Below are 19,475 nucleotides of genomic sequence, written 5' to 3' on the forward strand. Positions count from 1 at the left end.
GAACCGTGGGGGCGATGCTCGCCCTCAAGCAGGCGTATTGCCTGGATTCAGCGAATGAGCCCCATGCAAACGTTTGCGATGCCTTGAATGAGTTCCAAAAAACCAGCCGGCCGAAAAAAACCGGCAAGTAAAAAAACAAAACAAAGGAGCGTCACCCATGAAATTGAGCAGCAGCGCATTGTTAGCCCTGGCCATCAGTAGCATCACTGCTACGGCCTATGCGGAGAGCGTCAGCCAGGACTTCGTCCCGACTGAACTGAACAGCACCAATGCCCAGTCCGAAGCCAAGGGTTTCGTCGAAGGCCAGAGCCTGTCCGGCAGCACCCGCAACTGGTACGCCAACGAGTTGAAGCGGCGCAACGATCGTTTCTCGTACAACCACAACGGCCAGCCCACCTCCACTGCGCGCCGCATCAACTGGGTGCAGGGCACGATCCTCAACTACAGCTCCGGTTTCACCGAAGGCACCGTGGGCGTCAGCACCGAAGTCGCGGCCTACAACGCGATTGCCCTGGATCGTGACCGCAAGCACATCGCCGGCAAGAACAACCGTACCCTGACCCACTCCGACGGCGACGCCGTGGGCCAGTGGAGCAAGCTGGGCCTGGCCAACGTCAAGTTCCGCGTCTCCAACACCACCCTGACCGTGGGCCGGCAGAACTTCAGCACGCCGATCGTCGACGTCATCGGCAACCGTCCGCTGCCTTCGAGCTTCGAAGGGGCGAGCATCCACAGTGAAGAATTCAACAACCTGTCGTTCGACGCCGGCACCTTCGACCGGGTATCGCCACGAAGCGAGCAGAGCCTGTCGAAGTTCCGCAGCGAATACACCAACAACAGCGCCGAGACTGACCGCGTCAGCCTGATCGGCGCCAATTACCAGCCGCTCAAGAGCCTGAAGACCAGCCTCTACGCCTCCAAGGTGGAAGACTTCTGGAACCAGTACTACTTCGGTGCCACTCACGAACTGGGTGACAGCTCGGTACTGGCCCTGACCACCGGCCTGAACTACTACAAGACCGTCGATACCGGCAAGAAAGAGATGGGCGAGATCGACAACGATACCTACTCCCTGTCCCTGGGCCTGGCCCACCAGGCCCACAGCCTGACCTTCTCCTACCAGGCGGTGAACGGTAACGAGTACTTCGACTACCTGCACGAAACCAACGGCATCTACCTGGCCAACTCCCTGCTCTCGGACTTCAACGGCCCGAACGAGAAATCCTTCCAGATCGCCTATGGCCTGAACATGGCCGAATACGGCGTGCCCGGCCTCAAGTTCAACATCTACCAGGCCCGCGGCTGGGGCATCGACGGTACCCACTACAAGGGCACCGCCTACGGTGGCTTGAACTCCGAAGGCAAACTGGTCGGCGTCAGCACCATGGACGGCGAGACCCACTACGAATACGGGATCGGCGCCAGCTATGCGGTGCAGAGCGGTCCGCTCAAGGCCACCGCCATCCGCGCGACCTACACCACCCACCGCGCGAGCAAGTACCAGGCCGACGGCAACATCAACGAGTTCCGCCTGGTCACCACCATTCCGTTCAATATCCTCTAACCCACCAGTTGAAGGGCGGATTCATGATGAATCCGCCCTTCAAGCTACGCTGGTTCCATCGTTCGAAAGGGGTTCTTGATGAAAATGCTTCCCATGAAAGCGGCCTTGAGCGCCGCATTGCTGAGCGTCGCTATCAGCGCCGCGGCCAAACCCTTGGTGGTCTGTACCGAAGCCAGCCCGGAAGGCTTCGATATGGTCCAGTACACGACCGCGGTGACTGCCGACGCAGTGGCGGAAACCATTTTCAACCGCCTGGTGGACTTCAAGCCGGGCACCACGGATATCGAGCCTGCCCTGGCCGAGTCCTGGGAAATCAGCCCGGATGGCCTGCAATACACCTTCCACCTGCGCAAGGGCGTCAAGTTCCACACCACCGACTACTTCACTCCAACCCGCGACATGAACGCCGACGACGTGGTCTGGAGCTTCCAGCGCCAGCTGGACCCGAAACACCCCTGGCATGACAAGTCCAGCGTGGGTTTCCCCTATTTCGAAAGCATGGGTTTCAAGGAACTGCTCAAGAGCGTGGAGAAAACCGACGACCACACCGTGATCTTCACCCTGACCCGCCGCGAAGCTCCGTTCCTGGCTGACATCGCCATGGCCTTCTCCTCGATCTTCCCGGCGGAATACGCCGACAAGCTGCTCAAGGAAGGCAAGACTGCCGAGCTCAACAGCAAGCCCATCGGCACCGGCCCGTTCGTCTTCATCCGCTACGCCAAGGACGCCCAGGTGCGTTTCAAGGCCAACCCGGACTACTTCCGTGGCAAGCCGCCAGCGGACCCGCTGGTGCTGGCCATCACCACCGACAACAACGTGCGCCTGCAGAAGCTCAAGGCCAACGAGTGCCAGATCGCCCTCTACCCCAAGCCTGATGACATCCCCAGCATCAAGGCCGATGCAAAGCTGAAGGTCGACGAACTGGCGGCCATGACCACCGGCTACATCGCCATGAACACCACCCGCAAGTACATGAGCGACGTGCGGGTACGCAAGGCGATCGACATCGCCTTCGACAAGGAAGCCTACGTCAACAGCCTGTATGGCCCGGGCAACGCCCTGGTCGGCACCGGCCCCTATCCGCCGACCCTGCTGGGCTTCAATACCAGCCTGAAGAATCCGCCGCGGGACCTGAACAAGGCCCGCGCCCTGCTCAAGGAAGCCGGCGTGCCCGAAGGCACCGTGATCACCCTGTTCACCCGCAACGGCGGCGGCCCGACCAACCCCAACCCGCTGCTCGGCGCGCAGATGATGCAGGCCGACCTGGCCAAGATCGGCCTCAAGCTCGACATCCGCGTGATGGAGTGGGGCGAGATGCTCAAGCGCGCGAAAAACGGCGAACATGACATGGTGTCGGCCGGCTGGGCCGGGGACAACGGTGACCCGGACAACTTCCTGACCCCGAACCTGAGTTGTGACGCGGCGAAAAACGGCGAAAACTACGCTCGCTGGTGCAACAAGACCTTCCAGGATCTGATCGACAAAGCCCGCGCCGACGCTGAACCCGCCAAGCGCGCCGAGCTCTATGAACAGGCACTGCTGGTCTTTGAGCAGGATCAACCCTGGATTCCCATGGCCTATCCGAAAATGTTCACGGCCATGCGCAAGAACGTCGAGGGGTATCACCAGAGCCCCCTGACCACCAACAACTTCGCTACCACCCAGGTGAAGTAATAAGAAACGCCCGCCACCCCTGACCCAGGGGCGGCGGGAACGCCTAACCGGCTGATTGAGGTACTTCAGAAGATGTTTAGTTTTATTGCCCGCCGTGTGGGGTTGTTGATTCCCACATTCTTCGGCATCACCTTGTTGACCTTCGCCTTGATCCGCATGATTCCCGGCGATCCCGTGGAAGTCATGATGGGCGAGCGCCGGGTCGATCCCGAGATGCATGCCCAGGCAATGGAACGCCTTGGATTGAACAAACCGCTGTATGCCCAGTACCTGGACTACATCGGCAAGCTTGCCCATGGCGATCTGGGCGAGTCCCTGCGCACCCGCACCAGTGTGTGGAGCGAATTCTCCTCGCTGTTTCCCGCCACCCTGGAACTGGCCATGGCCGCCCTGTTGTTCGCCGGGGTCATCGGCTTGCTGGCCGGGGTGATCGCCGCCTTGCGCCGCGGCTCGCTGTTCGATCACGGGGTCATGGGGATCTCGCTCGCCGGCTACTCGATGCCGATCTTCTGGTGGGGCCTGATCCTGATCATGTTCTTCTCGGTGAGCCTGGGCTGGACTCCGGTCTCCGGGCGAATCGACCTGCTCTACGACATCGAGCCCAAGACCGGCTTCATGCTGATCGACACCTTGCTGGCCGGCGACACTGGCGCATTCGTCGACGCCCTGGAGCACTTGATCCTGCCGGCCATCGTGCTGGGCACCATTCCCCTGGCGGTGATCGCCCGGATGACCCGCTCCTCGATGCTCGAAGTGCTACGTGAGGACTACATCCGTACCGCCAAGGCCAAGGGCCTGTCGCCCAACCGGGTGGTCTTCATCCATGGCCTGCGCAACGCGCTGATCCCGGTGCTGACCGTGGTCGGCCTGCAAGTCGGCACCCTGCTGGCCGGCGCGGTCCTGACCGAGACCATCTTTTCCTGGCCGGGCATCGGCAAGTGGCTGATCGAAGCCATCGGCGCCCGGGACTATCCCGTGGTGCAGAACGGCATCCTGTTGATCGCCTGCCTGGTGATCATGGTCAACTTCGTGGTGGACATCCTCTACGGCTTTGCCAACCCACGCATCCGTCATCAGCGCTGAGGCCAAGACTCATGAGTACTCCAACTTCCTCGGTAGCAGTCGATCAAAGCCTGCTCTATCCGTCCGTCTACAAAGAATTCTGGCAGCACTTCTCCCGCAACAAGGGCGCCGTGGCCGGCCTGCTGTTCATGCTGGTGGTGGTGTTCTGCGCGCTCTTCGCGCCCTGGGTGGCTCCGCACGACCCCAGCGAGCAGTACCGCGACTTCCTGCTGACCCCGCCGGCGTGGCTCGAGGGCGGGCAGATGCAGTTCCTGCTGGGCACCGACGAACTGGGCCGCGACCTGCTGTCGCGCCTGATCCAGGGCTCGCGCCTGTCGCTGCTGATCGGCCTGTCGTCGGTGGTGATGTCGCTGATTCCCGGGATCCTGATGGGCCTGCTGGCCGGCTTCTTTCCGCGCCTGCTGGGCCCCAGCATCATGCGCCTGATGGACATCATGCTGGCCCTGCCGTCGCTGCTGCTGGCCGTGGCCATCGTCGCCATCCTCGGCCCAGGCCTGATCAACACCGTGATCGCCATCGCCGTGGTGTCCCTGCCGTCCTACGTGCGCCTGACCCGCGCCGCCGTGATGGGCGAGCTCAACCGCGACTACGTGACCGCTGCGCGCCTGGCCGGTGCCGGCCTGCCGCGCCTGATGTTCATCACCGTGCTGCCCAACTGCATGGCGCCGCTGATCGTGCAGGCCACCCTGAGCTTCTCCTCGGCGATCCTCGACGCCGCCGCCCTGGGCTTCCTCGGCCTCGGCGTCCAGCCGCCTACCCCCGAGTGGGGCACCATGCTGGCCTCGGCCCGCGACTACATCGAACGCGCCTGGTGGGTCGTGAGCCTGCCCGGCCTGACCATTTTGCTCAGCGTGCTGGCAATCAACCTGATGGGCGACGGCCTGCGCGATGCGCTGGATCCGAAACTCAAGAACGCCGCCTGAGGAGATTCCCATGTCACTGCTAGAAATCAAGAATCTCAATGTCCGCTTCGGCGACGCCAAGGCAGTTCCCGTGGTGGACGGCCTGGACCTCAAGGTCGACAAGGGCGAAGTCCTGGCCATCGTCGGCGAATCCGGCTCCGGCAAATCGGTGACCATGATGGCCCTGATGGGCCTGATCGAGCACCCCGGCATCGTCACCGCCGACGCCCTGACCTTCGACGGCAAGGACATGCTCAAGCTCAGCGCCCGCCAGCGCCGGCAGGTCGTGGGCAAGGACCTGGCCATGGTCTTCCAGGACCCGATGACCGCGCTGAACCCCAGCTACACCGTGGGCTTCCAGATCGAGGAAGTGCTGCGCCTGCACCTGAAGATGTCTGGCAAGGCGGCGCGCAAGCGCGCCATCGAACTGCTGGAAAAGGTCGAGATCCCGGGCGCCGCCAGCCGCATGGATGCCTACCCGCACCAGCTATCCGGAGGCATGAGCCAGCGCGTGGCGATCGCCATGGCCATCGCCGGCGAACCCAAGCTGCTGATTGCCGACGAACCGACCACCGCCCTGGACGTGACCATCCAGGCACAGATCATGGACCTGCTGCTGAGCTTGCAGAAAGAGCGGAACATGGGCCTGGTGCTGATCACCCACGACCTCGCCGTGGTGGCCGAGACCGCCCAGCGTGTGTGCGTGATGTACGCCGGCCAGGCCGTGGAAGTGGGCAAGGTGCCGGAACTGTTCGATATCCCGGCACACCCCTACAGCGAAGCCCTGCTGGCGGCGATTCCCGAGCACAGCCTCGGTGCCTCGCGGCTCTCGACCCTGCCGGGCATCGTTCCCGGCCGTTATGACCGGCCCCAGGGCTGCCTGCTGTCGCCACGCTGCCCCTACGTCCAGGAAAGCTGCCGCCAGCAACGGCCCAGCCTCGATCCGCAAGCCGCCAGCCTGGTGCGCTGCTTCTACCCGCTCAACCAGGAGGTGGCGTGATGGCCGTCGTTCTTACCGCCCGCGACCTGACCCGTCACTACGAAGTGTCCCGGGGCCTGTTCAAGGGCCACGCCACCGTCCGCGCGCTCAATGGCGTGTCCTTCGAACTGGAGGCCGGCAAGACCCTGGCCGTGGTGGGCGAGTCCGGCTGCGGCAAATCCACCCTGGCCCGGGCCCTGACGCTGATCGAGGAGCCGTCCTCGGGTTCGCTGCAGATTGCCGGCCATGAGGTCAAGGGCGCGACCAAGGCGCAGCGCAAGCAGCTGCGCCGCGACGTGCAGATGGTGTTCCAGAGCCCCTACGCCTCGCTCAACCCACGGCAGAAGATCGGTGACCAGTTGGCCGAGCCGCTGCTGATCAACACCAAGCTGTCGGCTGCCGAACGCCGGGAAAAAGTCCAGGCGATGATGAAGCAGGTGGGCCTGCGCCCCGAGCACTACCAGCGCTACCCGCACATGTTCTCCGGCGGCCAGCGCCAGCGTATCGCCCTGGCCCGGGCCATGATGCTGCAACCCAAGGTGCTGGTGGCGGACGAGCCGACCTCGGCCCTGGACGTATCGATCCAGGCCCAGGTGCTGAACCTGTTCATGGACCTGCAGCAGGAATTCAACACTGCCTATGTGTTCATCTCCCACAACCTGGCGGTGGTGCGCCACGTCGCTGACCAGGTGCTGGTGATGTACCTGGGCCGGCCGGTGGAAATGGGCCCCAAGGAAGACATCTACGCCCGTCCCTTGCACCCCTACACCCAGGCCCTGCTCTCGGCCACCCCGGCCATCCACCCGGACCCGGACAAGCCGAAGATCAAGATCGCCGGCGAATTGCCCAACCCGTTGAACCCACCATCGGGTTGCGCCTTCCACAAGCGCTGCCCGTATGCCAGCGAGCGCTGCAGCACCGAAGAGCCGGCCCTGCGCCAGCTCGACAGCCGCCAGGTGGCCTGCCACTACGCGGAGCAGTTCTTGTAAGGAAGCACGAAAAAGGCGCCCCCGGAACATCCGGGGGCGCCTGACCTGGTTGCACCGGCCCCTCGCGACGGATCGCGCATCGATCCGCCGCGAGGGGTTTTTTTCAGCCCTGATCGGACTCCTCGCCATCGTCGGTGGTCTGGTCGTCATCGCCCGAACTGCCGCCCTGCCCCTCATCCCCCGGCTCCGACTCGGACTTGGCCAGCAGCTGCACCGGCGTGCTCTGCTCTGTCGAATAACCCGGCTCCTTGACCTGCAGCAGGTTGTGGGCCCAGGCCCCGGAGGTTCCCAGTGCCAGCAGCACCAGCACCTTGATCAGCAGCACCATGCGTTGAAAAATGCTCATAGCCGATTCCATCCCTTCAAAGGTGACTCATCGATGGCTGCCGGCCTGCCTCGCAACGGCCACAGCACTGTCTGAAACCTAGTCGCGATACCCGGGACTTGCCAGATAGCCTGCTATCGATCCACATCCCAACCAGCCTCTTCCGACTAACGGCGCTGCACTGACAAGGCGACTGCACGGGCAGGTGACGGGCACAAAAAAAGCCCCGCGGTCTGCACCGCGGGGCTTGGGATGTTGCAGGCGAACTTAGTGGTGTTCGCGGGTGGCGCGGAATTTCACGTCCGGCCAGCGCTCTTCCATCAGTGCCAGGTTGACCCGGGTCGGCGCCAGGTAGGTCAGGTGGCCGCCGCCGTCCAGCGCCAGGTTCTCCACCGCCTTGTTGGAAAACTCTTCCAGCTTCTTCTTGTCGTCGCAGGTGATCCAGCGCGCCGACCACACGGTGATCGGCTCGTAGGCGCATTCGACCTTGTATTCTTCCTTCAGGCGGCTGGCCACCACATCGAACTGCAGCACGCCCACGGCGCCCAGGATGATGTCGTTGCTGCGCTCGGGGAAGAACACCTGGGTCGCGCCCTCTTCGGCCAGCTGCTGCAGGCCCTGGCGCAGCTGCTTGGACTTGAGCGGGTCCTTGAGGCGTACGCGGCGGAACAGTTCCGGGGCGAAGTGCGGGATACCGGTGAAGCCCAGGTTCTCGCCTTCGGTGAAGGTGTCGCCGATCTGGATGGTGCCGTGGTTGTGCAAGCCGATGATGTCGCCGGCGAAGGCTTCTTCCAGCTGTTCACGCTCGGAGGAGAAGAAGGTCAGGGCGTCGCCGATGCGCACGTCCTTGCCGGTGCGCACGTGGCGCATCTTCATGCCCTTCTCGTACTTGCCCGAGCAGATGCGCATGAAGGCGATGCGGTCGCGGTGCTTGGGGTCCATGTTCGCCTGGATCTTGAACACGAAACCCGAGAACTTCTCTTCCTGGGGCGCCACGCTGCGCTCGTTGGCCACTCGTGGCAGCGGCAGCGGAGCCCAGTCCACCACGGCATCCAGCACGTGATCGACGCCGAAGTTGCCCAGTGCGGTACCGAAGAACACCGGGGTCAGGTGGCCGTCGAGGAATTCCTGCTGGTTGAACTCGTGGCAGGCGCCCTGCACCAGTTCCAGCTGCTCGAGGAAACGCTCGTACTCGTCGCCCAGGTGGGCACGGGCTTCGTCGGAGTCGAGCTTCTCGATGATCTTGGTCTCGGTGCGCTCGTGGCCATGGCCCGGGGTGTAGACGATGATGTAGTCACCCGCCAGGTGGTACACGCCCTTGAAGTCGCGGTAGCAGCCGATCGGCCAGGTGATGGGTGCGGCCTTGATCTTCAGCACCGCCTCGATCTCGTCCAGCAGCTCGATCGGATCGCGGATGTCGCGGTCCAGCTTGTTGATGAAGCTGACGATCGGCGTATCCCGCAGGCGGCAGACGTCCATCAGGGCGATGGTCCGCGGCTCTACACCCTTGCCGCCGTCGAGCACCATCAGCGCCGAGTCCACCGCGGTCAGGGTGCGGTAAGTATCTTCCGAGAAGTCTTCGTGGCCGGGGGTGTCCAGCAGGTTGATCATGTGGTCACGATAGGGGAACTGCATCACCGAGGTGGTGATCGAGATCCCGCGCTGCTTCTCCATTTCCATCCAGTCGGAGGTGGCGTGGCGGTCGGATTTGCGCGACTTGACGGTCCCCGCCACCGCAATGGCCTTGCCCATCAGCAACAGTTTTTCAGTGATGGTGGTCTTACCCGCATCCGGGTGGGAAATGATGGCGAAAGTGCGGCGTTTCGCGACTTCGGCGGCCTGTTGGGTCATGGGAAATCGCCTGGCGGTGATCAAAAAAGGGCGGCGAGTATAGCGCAAAGCAAGCCCCCCGGACCACCGTTCGCCCTCTACCCCTGCCCCCATAGCCTGGTAGGCCTGTAGCCGCTGTCGAGCGCCAGCGAAGGCTGCGACCGGGCGCGCAGCACCCGCAACCCGTCCCCTCTGAATCAGCCAAATCTCATCCCGCTCTGATCCACGAGCGTTGCCCTGCAGCGGCCACAAGGGTGGCCAAACGCCGTCAAGTATGGAACCTTTTAAAAGGTGGAGACGTCCACTTCCCTGTCACGCGCTCTCGTCAGGGCCTGAAATATCAGCAAGTTAGCTTGACGAAGCTGCGCTCATGGTTCGTTCACCGCCGCCCTGCCGGCACTCGACGAACTGCTTTTCGCGGGGACTTTCCCGGCAGCCGACAACGGTCATGCCACACGGGGAGGCGCCCGCCGACCGATAAGAAAAAAGGAGTCCGCCCGTGGCTATTCGCTATGGCAAAGGGCTGATAGGAGGGGCTGCGGTCATTGCCCTCCTGGCCCTGCTGGTCCACTGGATCGGCATCAAGACGATCGAACACTACCGCGACGATCTGTGGTTCTACCTGCAAGCTCATCTGTTCCTGGTCCTGGCGTCCATGTTCGCCGCCCTGCTGGTCGGCATCCCCGCCGGCATCTTCCTCAGCCGTCCTGCCATGACCGGACGTGCCGAACGCTTCATGCAAGTGTTCAACATCGGCAACACCATCCCTCCCCTGGCCGTCCTGGCCATCGCCCTGGGGATCCTCGGCATCGGCAGCGGGCCGGCGATCTTCGCCCTGTTCCTGGCCTCCCTGCTGCCCATCGTGCGCAACACCTACGAGGGCCTGAAGAACGTCCAGGGTTCGCTCAAGGAAGCCGCCGTCGGCATCGGCATGACCCCACGCCAGGTGCTGTGGAAAGTCGAATTGCCCAATGCCGTGCCGATCATCATCGGCGGCGTGCGGGTAGCCCTGGCGATCAACGTCGGCACCGCGCCCCTGGCCTTCCTGATCGGCGCCAACAGCCTGGGCAGCCTGATCTTCCCCGGCATCGCCCTGAACAACCAGCCGCAACTGCTGCTCGGTGCCGCCTGCACGGCCCTGCTGGCGCTGCTGCTCGACGGCCTGGTGACCCTGGCCAGCCGCCTCTGGCTGGAACGTGGCCTGCGTCCGTCCTAAGCCCGTCAGAGACAAGGAACCGACATGAAGAAATTGAGCCTGATACTCGGCTGCGCCCTGCTTTTCAGCGGACTGGCCCACGCCGCGCAAAAACCGCTGATCCGCATTGGCGCCCGGGTCTTCACCGAACAGACCCTGCTGGCGGAAATCACCTCCCAGTACCTGCGCAGCAAGGGCTATGACACCCGCGTCACCGGCGGGCTGGGCAGCAACCTGGCCCGCAGTGCCCAGGAAAGTGGCCAGTTGGACCTGATCTGGGAATACACCGGGGTGTCGCTGGTGGCCTACAACCACATCGACGAGAAGCTCGACAAGCAGCAGTCCTACGCCCGGGTGAAAGAACTCGACGCGAAAAAAGGCCTGGTCTGGTTGTCGCCATCCAAGTTCAGCAACACCTATGCCCTGGCGCTGCCAGAAAACGTGGCCAAGGAACATCCGCAGATCAACAGCATCAGCGACCTGACCCGCGCCCTGGCCGAAAACACCCGGGAAAATCGCCTGGTGGCCCTGGACACCGAGTTCGCCAACCGTTCCGACGGCATGGCCGGGATGGTCAAGCTGTATGACATGGCCCTGACCCGCAAGAACACCCGGCAGATGGACGCCGGCCTGGTCTACACGGCCCTGCGCAATGGCCAGGTGTTTGCCGGCCTGGTGTACACCACCGACGGGCGCCTCAGCGCCTTCAAGCTCAAGCTGCTAGAAGACGACAAGCACTACTTCCCGGACTACACCGCCGCTCCCGTGGTGCGCCAGGCCTACCTCGACGCCCACCCGCAACTGGCCGCCGAACTCGAGCCGCTGGCGGCGCTGTTCGACGACGAAACCATGCGCCAGCTCAACGCCCGGGTCGACGTCGACCATGAAAGCCCATCCGCCGTGGCCGCAGATTTCCTGCGCCAGCACCCAATCAACTAAAGAGGAGAAGACATGGAATTCCTGAACGCCTTTTCCCATCTCGATTGGGCCCAGGTCCTGCACCTGACCTGGCAACACATCACCCTGGTGGGCATCGCCGTCACCCTGGCCATCGTCTTCGGCGTGCCCCTGGGCGTGCTGATGACCCGCTTCCCCAGCCTCGCCGGCCCATTGCAGGCCAGCGCCACGGTGCTGCTGACCATTCCGTCCATCGCCCTGTTCGGCCTGCTGCTGCCGTTCTACTCCAAGTTCGGCCAGGGCCTGGGCCCATTGCCGGCCATCACGGCGGTGTTCCTCTATTCCCTGCTGCCCATCATGCGCAACACCTACCTGGCGCTGACCGGCGTCGAACCGGGCATTCGCGAAGCCGCGCGGGGCATCGGCATGACCTTCGGCCAGCGCCTGCGCATGGTCGAGTTGCCCATCGCGGTGCCAGTGATCCTCGCCGGGGTACGCACCGCCGTGGTGATGAACATCGGCGTCATGACCATCGCCGCCACCATCGGCGCCGGCGGCCTGGGAGTACTGATCCTGGCCTCCATCAGCCGCAGCGACATGTCGATGCTGATCGTCGGCGCCGTGCTGGTCAGCCTGCTGGCCATCTTTGCCGACCTGCTTCTGCAATGGCTGCAACGTTCGCTGACGCCAAAAGGATTGAGCCCACTAGGAGCCCTGAAATGATCGAACTACAAAACCTGAGCAAGACCTTTCGCAGCAACGGCAAGGATGTCAAGGCCGTCGACTCGGTCAGCCTGACCGTCAATGAAGGCGAGATCTGCGTGTTCCTCGGGCCCTCCGGTTGCGGCAAGAGCACCACGCTGAAGATGATCAACCGCCTGATCATGCCCACCTCGGGCAAGGTGCTGATCAACGGCGAGGACACCACCGGCCTGGACGAGGTGACCCTGCGCCGCAACATCGGCTACGTGATCCAGCAGATCGGCCTGTTCCCCAACATGACCATCGAGGAAAACATCACCGTGGTGCCGCGCCTGCTGGGCTGGGACAAGCAGAAGTGCCACGACCGCGCCCGCGAGCTGATGAGCATGATCAAGCTCGAACCCAAGCAGTACCTGCATCGCTACCCGCGCGAGCTGTCCGGCGGCCAGCAACAGCGGATCGGGGTGATTCGCGCCCTGGCGGCCGAAGCGCCGCTGTTGCTGATGGACGAGCCTTTCGGCGCGGTCGACCCGATCAACCGCGAGATGATCCAGAACGAGTTCTTCGAGATGCAGCGGGCGCTGAACAAGACCGTGATCATGGTCAGCCACGACATCGACGAAGCCATCAAGCTGGGGGACAAGATCGCCATCTTCCGCGCCGGCAAGCTGCTGCAGATCGACCATCCGGACACCCTGTTGGCGCACCCGGCGGACGACTTCGTCAGCAACTTCGTCGGCCAGGACAGCACCTTGAAACGCCTGTTGCTGGTCAAGGCCGAGGACGCGGCCGACAACGCCCCGTCGGTGAGCCCGGATACCCCGGTGGCCGAGGCCCTGGAACTGATGGACGAGCATGACCGGCGCTACGTGGTGGTGACCTGCACCGAGAACAAGGCCCTGGGCTACGTGCGTCGGCGCGACCTGCACCGCCAGTCGGGGGACTGCGGCAGCTTCCTGCGCGAGTTCAACGCCACCGCCGCCTACGACGAGCACTTGCGAATCCTGCTGTCGCGCATGTACGAGTTCAACCGTTCGTGGCTGCCGGTGATGGACGCCGAGCGGGTGTTCCTGGGGGAAGTGACCCAGGAATCGATTGCCGCCTACCTGAGCTCCGGGCGTTCACGGGGGATGAAGACCCATATCGTCTCGCCGGCTGAAACAGCGGCAAGCTGATCAATAAATAACCAACAGCGAACCTGTGGCGAGGGTGCCTGCTCGTGCTGGACCGTGGAGCGGCCCCTCTTGGCAAAAAGAGTGGGACTGCTGCGCAGCCTGGCGGGAGCAAGCGCCCTCGCCACACGGTTTTTTGCCCTGCCCAAGAGCCGAAAAAAAAGATCAACAGTCGTGCCGGCGACAGCTGTCCGGCGACCTGTGCCAAAACAGCCAAAATCTCCCTTGCACCGCCCTCTCGCCGCTAACGTCGCCGATGTTGACGACTTCATACTTACTAGCCAGTTGGCGCGCAAAAGCGTCGAACGTGCAGGTATTTTTAACACCCGGGAATTCTTCGGGAACATCTGTCCGTCATCTGTGTCGGCTACAACGAGAGGTGTCGATTACGCACGTCAGGCAAGTGCAAAAACGCGACATTTTTTGTTGATCTCAGCCCACTCACCGCCTAAAGTTCGCGCCGAACGTCCATGCTGGAAACGATCCATCCGGCTCAAGTACTGACGACGAGACAGCAAGGCCAAGGGCAATATTCCCAGATCGCTTGAGAGCGTAGCGAGCGCAGGCAATACCAGGCGGGAAGAGGCGAAGAAGCAGAGTTTACAGCTGTAAATGAGCATTCTGAGCCTCTTCCCAACGCAGTATTGCCAAGCGCAGCAGCTCTCAAGCGATCTACATGGCCTTTTTGCTTTCGGCGGCAATGCCTTGGGAAGTAGGCGAACCAAAGTGGGGATACGGAGGACGTTCACAAGGCGATGTCATCGATGACATCTCCTTAAACCCATTGATTAGCAACGTTTGCCAGTAGGAGCTCCCAACGCATGTCGATTAACGTCGAAGACTATTTTGCGCGCGAAACCTTTCAGAAAATGAAGGCGTTCGCCGACAAGCAAGAAACCCCGTTCGTGGTCATCGACACCCAGATGATCGCCCAGGCCTACGACGACCTGCGCGCCGGTTTCGAATTCGCCAAGGTCTACTACGCGGTCAAGGCCAACCCGGCCGTCGAGATCATCGACCTGCTGCACGAAAAAGGCTCCAGCTTCGACATCGCCTCGATCTACGAGCTGGACAAGGTGCTGGGCCGCGGCATCGACCCGGCCAACATCAGCTACGGCAACACCATCAAGAAGTCCAAGGACATCCGCTACTTCTATGAGAAGGGCGTCCGCCTGTATGCCACCGACTCCGAAGCCGACCTGCGCAACATCGCCAAGGCCGCGCCGGGCTCCAAGGTCTATGTGCGCATCCTCACCGAAGGCTCCACCACTGCCGACTGGCCACTGTCGCGCAAGTTCGGCTGCCAGACCGACATGGCCATGGACCTCTTGATCCTCGCCCGTGACCTGGGCCTGGTGCCGTACGGCGTGTCGTTCCACGTGGGCTCGCAACAGCGCGACATCAGCGTCTGGGACGCCGCCATCGCCAAGGTCAAGGTGATCTTCGAGCGCCTCAAGGAAGAAGACGGCATCGTGCTGAAGCTGATCAACATGGGCGGCGGCTTCCCGGCCAACTACATCACCCGCACCAACAGCCTGGAAACCTACGCCGAGGAAATCATCCGTTTCCTCAAGGAAGACTTCGGCGACGACCTGCCGGAAATCATCCTCGAGCCAGGCCGTTCGCTGATCGCCAACGCCGGCATCCTGGTCAGTGAAGTGGTCCTGGTGGCACGCAAGTCCCGTACCGCCGTGGAACGCTGGGTGTACACCGACGTGGGCAAGTTCTCCGGCCTGATCGAAACCATGGACGAGTCCATCAAGTTCCCGATCTGGACCGAGAAGAAAGGCGAAGTGGAAGAAGTGGTGATCGCCGGCCCGACCTGCGACAGCGCCGACATCATGTACGAGAACTACAAGTACGGCCTGCCACTGAACCTGGCCATCGGCGACCGCATGTACTGGCTGTCCACCGGTGCCTACACCACCAGCTACAGCGCCGTGGAATTCAACGGCTTCCCACCGCTGAAGGCCTACTACGTCTGACGGCAGCAGCAAGCGGTTAGCTTCAAGCTGCAAGTAAAAAGCCCATGACCTGTCATGGGCTTTTTTATGAGCGTTGTCCCGTCCTGAACAAGGTGCCCCGTCCTGAATAAGGTTTACACCTTTGCGTCCTTGGAGAGGTCCTCGGCCCAAGCCTGCACCACCTGATGCTCGACGACTCTGGCCGCGTCCACCTCGGCCAGGCCCTCAGAAGGCAACAGGTCGAGCGTGGCCGCCAACTCGGCAAGCCTTGCGGCATCGCGCTCATCCCCCAGTTGCGCGGCGCGCTGGTGATAGGCCAGGGCCAGGGCGCGTACTTGTGGATGCCGGGCTTCAAGCAAGGCACCACGGGCCACCCGGAGAAAATTCAGGTTGCCGCCGACCAGGGCCCGTTGCAGCCATTCCACCGCTTCGCCAACACGCCCGGCCTCGGCCAGCACTGCGGCGTAGCTGAACTGCCCCCGGAAATCGCCGCCTTCGGCCGAGCGGCGATACCAGTCCCGGGCCGCCTCGAGGTCGGCCGGGCAGACCTGCCCTTCTTCCAGGTAGCGCCCCAGCAGGTTCATCGACTTGGCATGGCCCAGTTGCGCCGCACGCTGGTAGCAGGCCAGGGCCTGGGCATGGTCTTGCACCACGCCACGACCGGTGGCCAACAGGTTGGCGTAGTTGTACAGGCCCCAGTCCAGCCCGGCGGCGGCAGCCTGGCGGTAATGCCCGGCAGCGATGCCAGGGTCCGCCGGGCAACCCCAGCCATGTTCATGGCAGCGGCCGAGCATGTTGCGCGCCATCAGGTGGCCGCCCTGGGCGGCGATGCCGAACCAGCGCAGGGCCAGGACCGGGTCCTGTTCGATGCCGCGGCCATCGAGCAGGATCTGCCCCAGCAGGGCCTGGGCGTCCACCAGCCCTTGGCCGGCAGCCAGCAGGATCGCCTGGGCGGCGCGGGCCGGGCTCTCTTCGAGCATGGCGCCCAGTTGCTCGCCGTCGAGGCGTTCCTCGCGGCGCAGTTGAAAAGCCACGGCCTAGACCTCGACCCAGCGGCGCAACAGGTTGTGGTAGGTGCCGGTCAGGCGGATCAGCGAAGGATGCTCGGGCACATCCCGGGTCAGTTCCTGGATCGCCCCGTCCATCTCGAACAGCAGTGCTCGCTGACTGTCTTCGCGCACCAGGCTCTGGGTCCAGAAGAACGAGGCGTAACGAGTGCCCCGGGTCACCGGGTTGACCTTGTGCAGGCTGGTGCCGGGGTACAGCACCAGGTCGCCGGCTGGCAGCTTGATCCGCTGCACGCCGTAGGTGTCCTGGATCTCCAGCTCGCCGCCGTCGTAGTCCTCGGGGTCGCTGAAGAACAGGGTCGACGACAAGTCGGTGCGTACCCGCTCGGCGCTGCCCTTGGGCTGGCGCACGGCGTTGTCGATATGGAAGTCGAAACTGCCACCTGCGGTGTAGCAGTTGATCAGCGGCGGGAACACCTTGTGCGGCAGGGCCGCGGACATGAACAGCGGGTTCTGCCACAACCGCTCGAGCAGCGCCTCGCCGATCTCCCGGGCCAGGGGATGGCCTTCGGGCAACTGCAGGTTGTGCTTGGCCTTGGCCGACTGGTAGCCGGCGGTGATCTTGCCGTCCGCCCAGTCCGCCTGTTCCAGGGCCTGGCGGATACGCCCTACTTCATCGCGGGTGAACACGCCGGGGATGTGCAGCAACATGGCCAGGTACCTGGAAGATAAAAGTGCGGCAATGGTATTGATTCTTATTGACTGTGTAAAACGCCCGGGACGGATGGGAATGCAAAAACCGTAAAGATAAATTGTAAAGAATGTAAATTCAGTGCGAATAGCAATGTTTCGCAATTGATAACGAATGCTCGTATCCCCTATATTCCGCGGCCTCAAAACCTCGGGGAGGGGACAAGACATGACACGCCAACAACCATTATCCGCTGTCAGTTCGCCACGTCTGCTGGCATCCGCCATCGGCGTCGCCATCACCGCCGGCTCCGCCGGGCACATGGTCCAGGCCGCCGAGGACACCGGCAAGAAGACCTCGGGCAACGCCATCGCCCTGGATGCCACCAGCATCACCGGCGAGGCCCAGGACGCGACGTCGTACAAGGTCGACAGCTCTTCCTCGAAGAAATACACCGCACCGCTGCGGGAAACTCCCAAAAGCGTGACCGTAATTCCTCAGCAGGTCATGCGTGACACCGGTGCCACCAGCTTGGTGGACGCCCTGCGTACTACCCCGGGCATTACCTTTGGCGCTGGAGAGGGCGGCAACCCCGCCGGTGACCGACCGATCATCCGAGGCTTCAACGCCGAAAGCGATGTGTTCATCGATGGCATGCGAGACCCTGCTTCGCAAAGCCGGGAAATCTTCAACGTTGAATCCATCGAAATCAGCAAAGGTCCAGGCTCGGCCTTTACCGGTGCAGGTTCCACCGGCGGCAGTCTCAACCTGGTATCCAAGACTGCCAAATTGGGCAACTCCTACAACGGCGGTTTCACCTGGGGCTCGGACCAGACCAAGCGCACTACCTTGGACCTGAACCAGCAGATGACCGACACCTCGGCCTTCCGTCTGAACCTGATGAAACACGAGGCCAATGTTGCTGGCCGTGACGCAGTGGATGTAAGCCGCTGGGGCGTGGCGCCATCCTTCGCCTTCGGTCTGGGCACCGATACCCGTGTGACTGTCGGCTACTACCATGTGCGTACCGACGACATGCCCGACTACGGTCTACCACTGACGTCCAGCGCTAATCGCAGCAAGTACAACGTCGACAAGCCAGCCCATGTCAACCGTGACAACTTCTATGGCCTGACCGGACGTGACTATCGCAAGACCACCAACGACAGTGGCACCTTCAAGATCGAGCATGATCTGAACGACAACCTGACCCTGTCCAACAGCTTCCGCCTGTCGCGCTCGACACTCGACTACATCGTCACCAACCCAGATGACAGCAAGGGCAACGTCGCCAACGGCACCCTGTATCGCAGCTCGAAGAACCGCAACTCGACATCCAAAGGCTGGACCAACCAGACCGACCTGAGCGCCAAGTTCAATACCGGCGCTATCGAACATAGCCTGGTCACCGGGCTGGAGTTCTCCTATCAGGACACTCACAACCGTCCATACGTACTGACCTCCAGCGCCTCTGGCACGACTTGTAATCCGGCGCTGTTCAGGTCCGGCGATTGCACCAGTCTCTATGACCCGACCCCAGGTGATAGCTGGAACGGCACCATCAAAGACAGCGAAGCATTTACCGACACCGATACCAAGACCACTGCGGCCTATGTATTCGACACCTTGAAGTTCAACGAGCAATGGTCGCTGAACCTTGGCCTGCGTTATGACAACTACAAAACCCAGTCCAGCGGCTATAGCACTGGCGGTCGTGGTTCCGTGGCAGGTAGCTTCTCCCGCGAAAACACCAGCGATCTGTTGAATTACCAGATCGGTGTGGTCTACAAACCACTGCCCAACGGCAGCATCTACGCCGCTTATTCCACCTCCAGCAACCCCGCTGGGGAAACCAGCGGCAACGGCGGCCTGGAGCTGGCAGCGAACAACAGCGACCTGGATCCGGAAAAGAACCGCAACTACGAAGTCGGTACCAAGTGGGACTTCTTCGATGATGACCTGTCGCTGACCGCTGCCCTGTTCCGTACCGAGAAAACCAATGCACGTATCGACGATCCGGACGGAGCAACAACCCAGGTGCTGGACGGCGAACAACGCGTCAACGGACTGGAGCTGACCTATACCGGCAAGATCACCCGTAACTGGAAGGTCTATGGCGGCTACACCTACATGGAAAGCGAAGTGGTGAAGACCACCAAGTCCGAAGATGAAGGCAACCACATGCCGAGCACCCCACGGAACAACTTCACCCTCTGGTCGACCTACGACCTGATTCCGGAAAGGCTCACCATCGGTGCCGGGGCCACCTTCGTCGACTCGCAGTTCGGCAACGTCGCCAACTCGGTAGAAATTCCGTCCTACTGGCGTTATGACGCAATGGCCAGCTACAAGCTGACCAAGAACGTCGACCTGCAATTGAACGTGCAGAACCTGACCGACAAGCGTTACTTCGATCAGGTATTCCAGACTCACTACGCCCACGTTGCAGCAGGCCGTACCGCCCTGATGAGTGCCAACTTCCACTTCTGATCCGCAACGAC

General features: G+C 62.5%; 16 protein-coding genes. 12 read left to right on the plus strand and 4 right to left on the minus strand.

What is annotated here, in order from left to right:
* Window positions 1-157: 157 nt before the first annotated feature.
* The 6 genes from LGQ10_RS14655 to LGQ10_RS14680 all read left to right on the plus strand — a co-directional run bounded on the left by LGQ10_RS14655 (window position 158) and on the right by LGQ10_RS14680 (window position 7,191).
* Window positions 158-1,564, plus strand: coding sequence for an OprD family porin (locus LGQ10_RS14655; RefSeq protein ID WP_058437858.1), 1,407 nt, complete (start codon window positions 158-160; stop codon window positions 1,562-1,564).
* A gap of 78 nt (window positions 1,565-1,642) precedes the next feature.
* Entirely contained in the window at window positions 1,643-3,238 is a 1,596-nt protein-coding gene (locus tag LGQ10_RS14660; RefSeq protein ID WP_058437856.1) for an ABC transporter substrate-binding protein, read from the plus strand.
* Window positions 3,239-3,310: 72 nt separating this feature from the next.
* Window positions 3,311-4,321: an ABC transporter permease subunit gene (locus LGQ10_RS14665; protein WP_058437854.1), complete on the plus strand. Its 1,011-nt coding sequence runs from the start codon at window positions 3,311-3,313 to the stop codon at window positions 4,319-4,321.
* Window positions 4,322-4,332: 11 nt separating this feature from the next.
* Entirely contained in the window at window positions 4,333-5,244 is a 912-nt protein-coding gene (locus tag LGQ10_RS14670) for an ABC transporter permease subunit (protein WP_058437852.1), read from the plus strand.
* A gap of 10 nt (window positions 5,245-5,254) precedes the next feature.
* Window positions 5,255-6,223 carry an ABC transporter ATP-binding protein gene (locus LGQ10_RS14675; protein ID WP_058437850.1) on the plus strand — a complete coding sequence of 323 codons (969 nt, stop codon included), beginning with the start codon at window positions 5,255-5,257 and terminating at the stop codon, window positions 6,221-6,223.
* Window positions 6,223-7,191: a peptide ABC transporter ATP-binding protein gene (locus tag LGQ10_RS14680; protein WP_058437848.1), complete on the plus strand. Its 969-nt coding sequence runs from the start codon at window positions 6,223-6,225 to the stop codon at window positions 7,189-7,191. The genes LGQ10_RS14675 and LGQ10_RS14680 overlap by 1 nt, the downstream gene beginning before the upstream one ends.
* A 103-nt stretch (window positions 7,192-7,294) precedes the next feature.
* Here LGQ10_RS14680 and LGQ10_RS14685 read toward each other — a convergent pair whose 3' ends face one another.
* Both LGQ10_RS14685 and LGQ10_RS14690 read right to left on the minus strand, forming a co-directional pair.
* On the minus strand, window positions 7,295-7,537 hold the full coding sequence (locus LGQ10_RS14685; RefSeq protein ID WP_226525956.1) for a hypothetical protein: 243 nt from the start codon (window positions 7,535-7,537) through the stop codon (window positions 7,295-7,297).
* Window positions 7,538-7,783: 246 nt separating this feature from the next.
* The gene (locus LGQ10_RS14690) at window positions 7,784-9,367 is read right to left on the minus strand and encodes a peptide chain release factor 3 (protein ID WP_058437844.1); all 1,584 of its coding nucleotides are present in this window, start codon (window positions 9,365-9,367) and stop codon (window positions 7,784-7,786) included.
* 478 nt (window positions 9,368-9,845) lie between these two features.
* Here LGQ10_RS14690 and LGQ10_RS14695 point away from each other — a divergent pair, with 478 nt between their 5' ends.
* The 5 genes from LGQ10_RS14695 (at window position 9,846) to LGQ10_RS14715 (ending at window position 15,297) form a co-directional block, all read left to right on the plus strand.
* Window positions 9,846-10,562, plus strand: coding sequence for an ABC transporter permease (locus tag LGQ10_RS14695; protein ID WP_226525957.1), 717 nt, complete (start codon window positions 9,846-9,848; stop codon window positions 10,560-10,562).
* A 24-nt stretch (window positions 10,563-10,586) separates the two neighbouring features.
* The gene (locus LGQ10_RS14700) at window positions 10,587-11,480 is read left to right on the plus strand and encodes a glycine betaine ABC transporter substrate-binding protein (RefSeq protein ID WP_226525958.1); all 894 of its coding nucleotides are present in this window, start codon (window positions 10,587-10,589) and stop codon (window positions 11,478-11,480) included.
* 12 nt (window positions 11,481-11,492) lie between these two features.
* Window positions 11,493-12,161, plus strand: a complete 669-nt coding sequence (locus LGQ10_RS14705; protein WP_226525959.1) for an ABC transporter permease — start codon at window positions 11,493-11,495, stop codon at window positions 12,159-12,161.
* A complete protein-coding gene (locus LGQ10_RS14710) occupies window positions 12,158-13,315 on the plus strand; it encodes a betaine/proline/choline family ABC transporter ATP-binding protein (protein WP_058433310.1) in 1,158 nt (385 codons plus the stop codon). Before LGQ10_RS14705 ends, LGQ10_RS14710 begins: the two co-directional genes overlap by 4 nt.
* An 818-nt stretch (window positions 13,316-14,133) precedes the next feature.
* Window positions 14,134-15,297, plus strand: coding sequence for a type III PLP-dependent enzyme (locus tag LGQ10_RS14715; RefSeq protein WP_058437504.1), 1,164 nt, complete (start codon window positions 14,134-14,136; stop codon window positions 15,295-15,297).
* Between the two features lie 113 nt (window positions 15,298-15,410).
* Here the strand turns inward: LGQ10_RS14715 and LGQ10_RS14720 are convergent, their stop codons facing one another.
* Complete coding sequence (locus LGQ10_RS14720; RefSeq protein ID WP_226525960.1) at window positions 15,411-16,310, minus strand: tetratricopeptide repeat protein; 900 nt, start codon at window positions 16,308-16,310, stop codon at window positions 15,411-15,413.
* Window positions 16,311-16,313: 3 nt separating this feature from the next.
* Complete coding sequence (locus tag LGQ10_RS14725) at window positions 16,314-16,994, minus strand: Fe2+-dependent dioxygenase (protein ID WP_058437505.1); 681 nt, start codon at window positions 16,992-16,994, stop codon at window positions 16,314-16,316.
* Window positions 16,995-17,202: 208 nt separating this feature from the next.
* On the opposite strand from LGQ10_RS14725, the gene LGQ10_RS14730 reads away from it, so the two are divergent.
* The gene (locus tag LGQ10_RS14730; RefSeq protein ID WP_226525961.1) at window positions 17,203-19,464 is read left to right on the plus strand and encodes a TonB-dependent receptor; all 2,262 of its coding nucleotides are present in this window, start codon (window positions 17,203-17,205) and stop codon (window positions 19,462-19,464) included.
* The last annotated feature ends 11 nt before the right edge of the window (window positions 19,465-19,475 follow it).

The organism is Pseudomonas sp. L5B5 (genome assembly GCF_020520285.1).
Lineage (GTDB): Bacteria > Pseudomonadota > Gammaproteobacteria > Pseudomonadales > Pseudomonadaceae > Aquipseudomonas.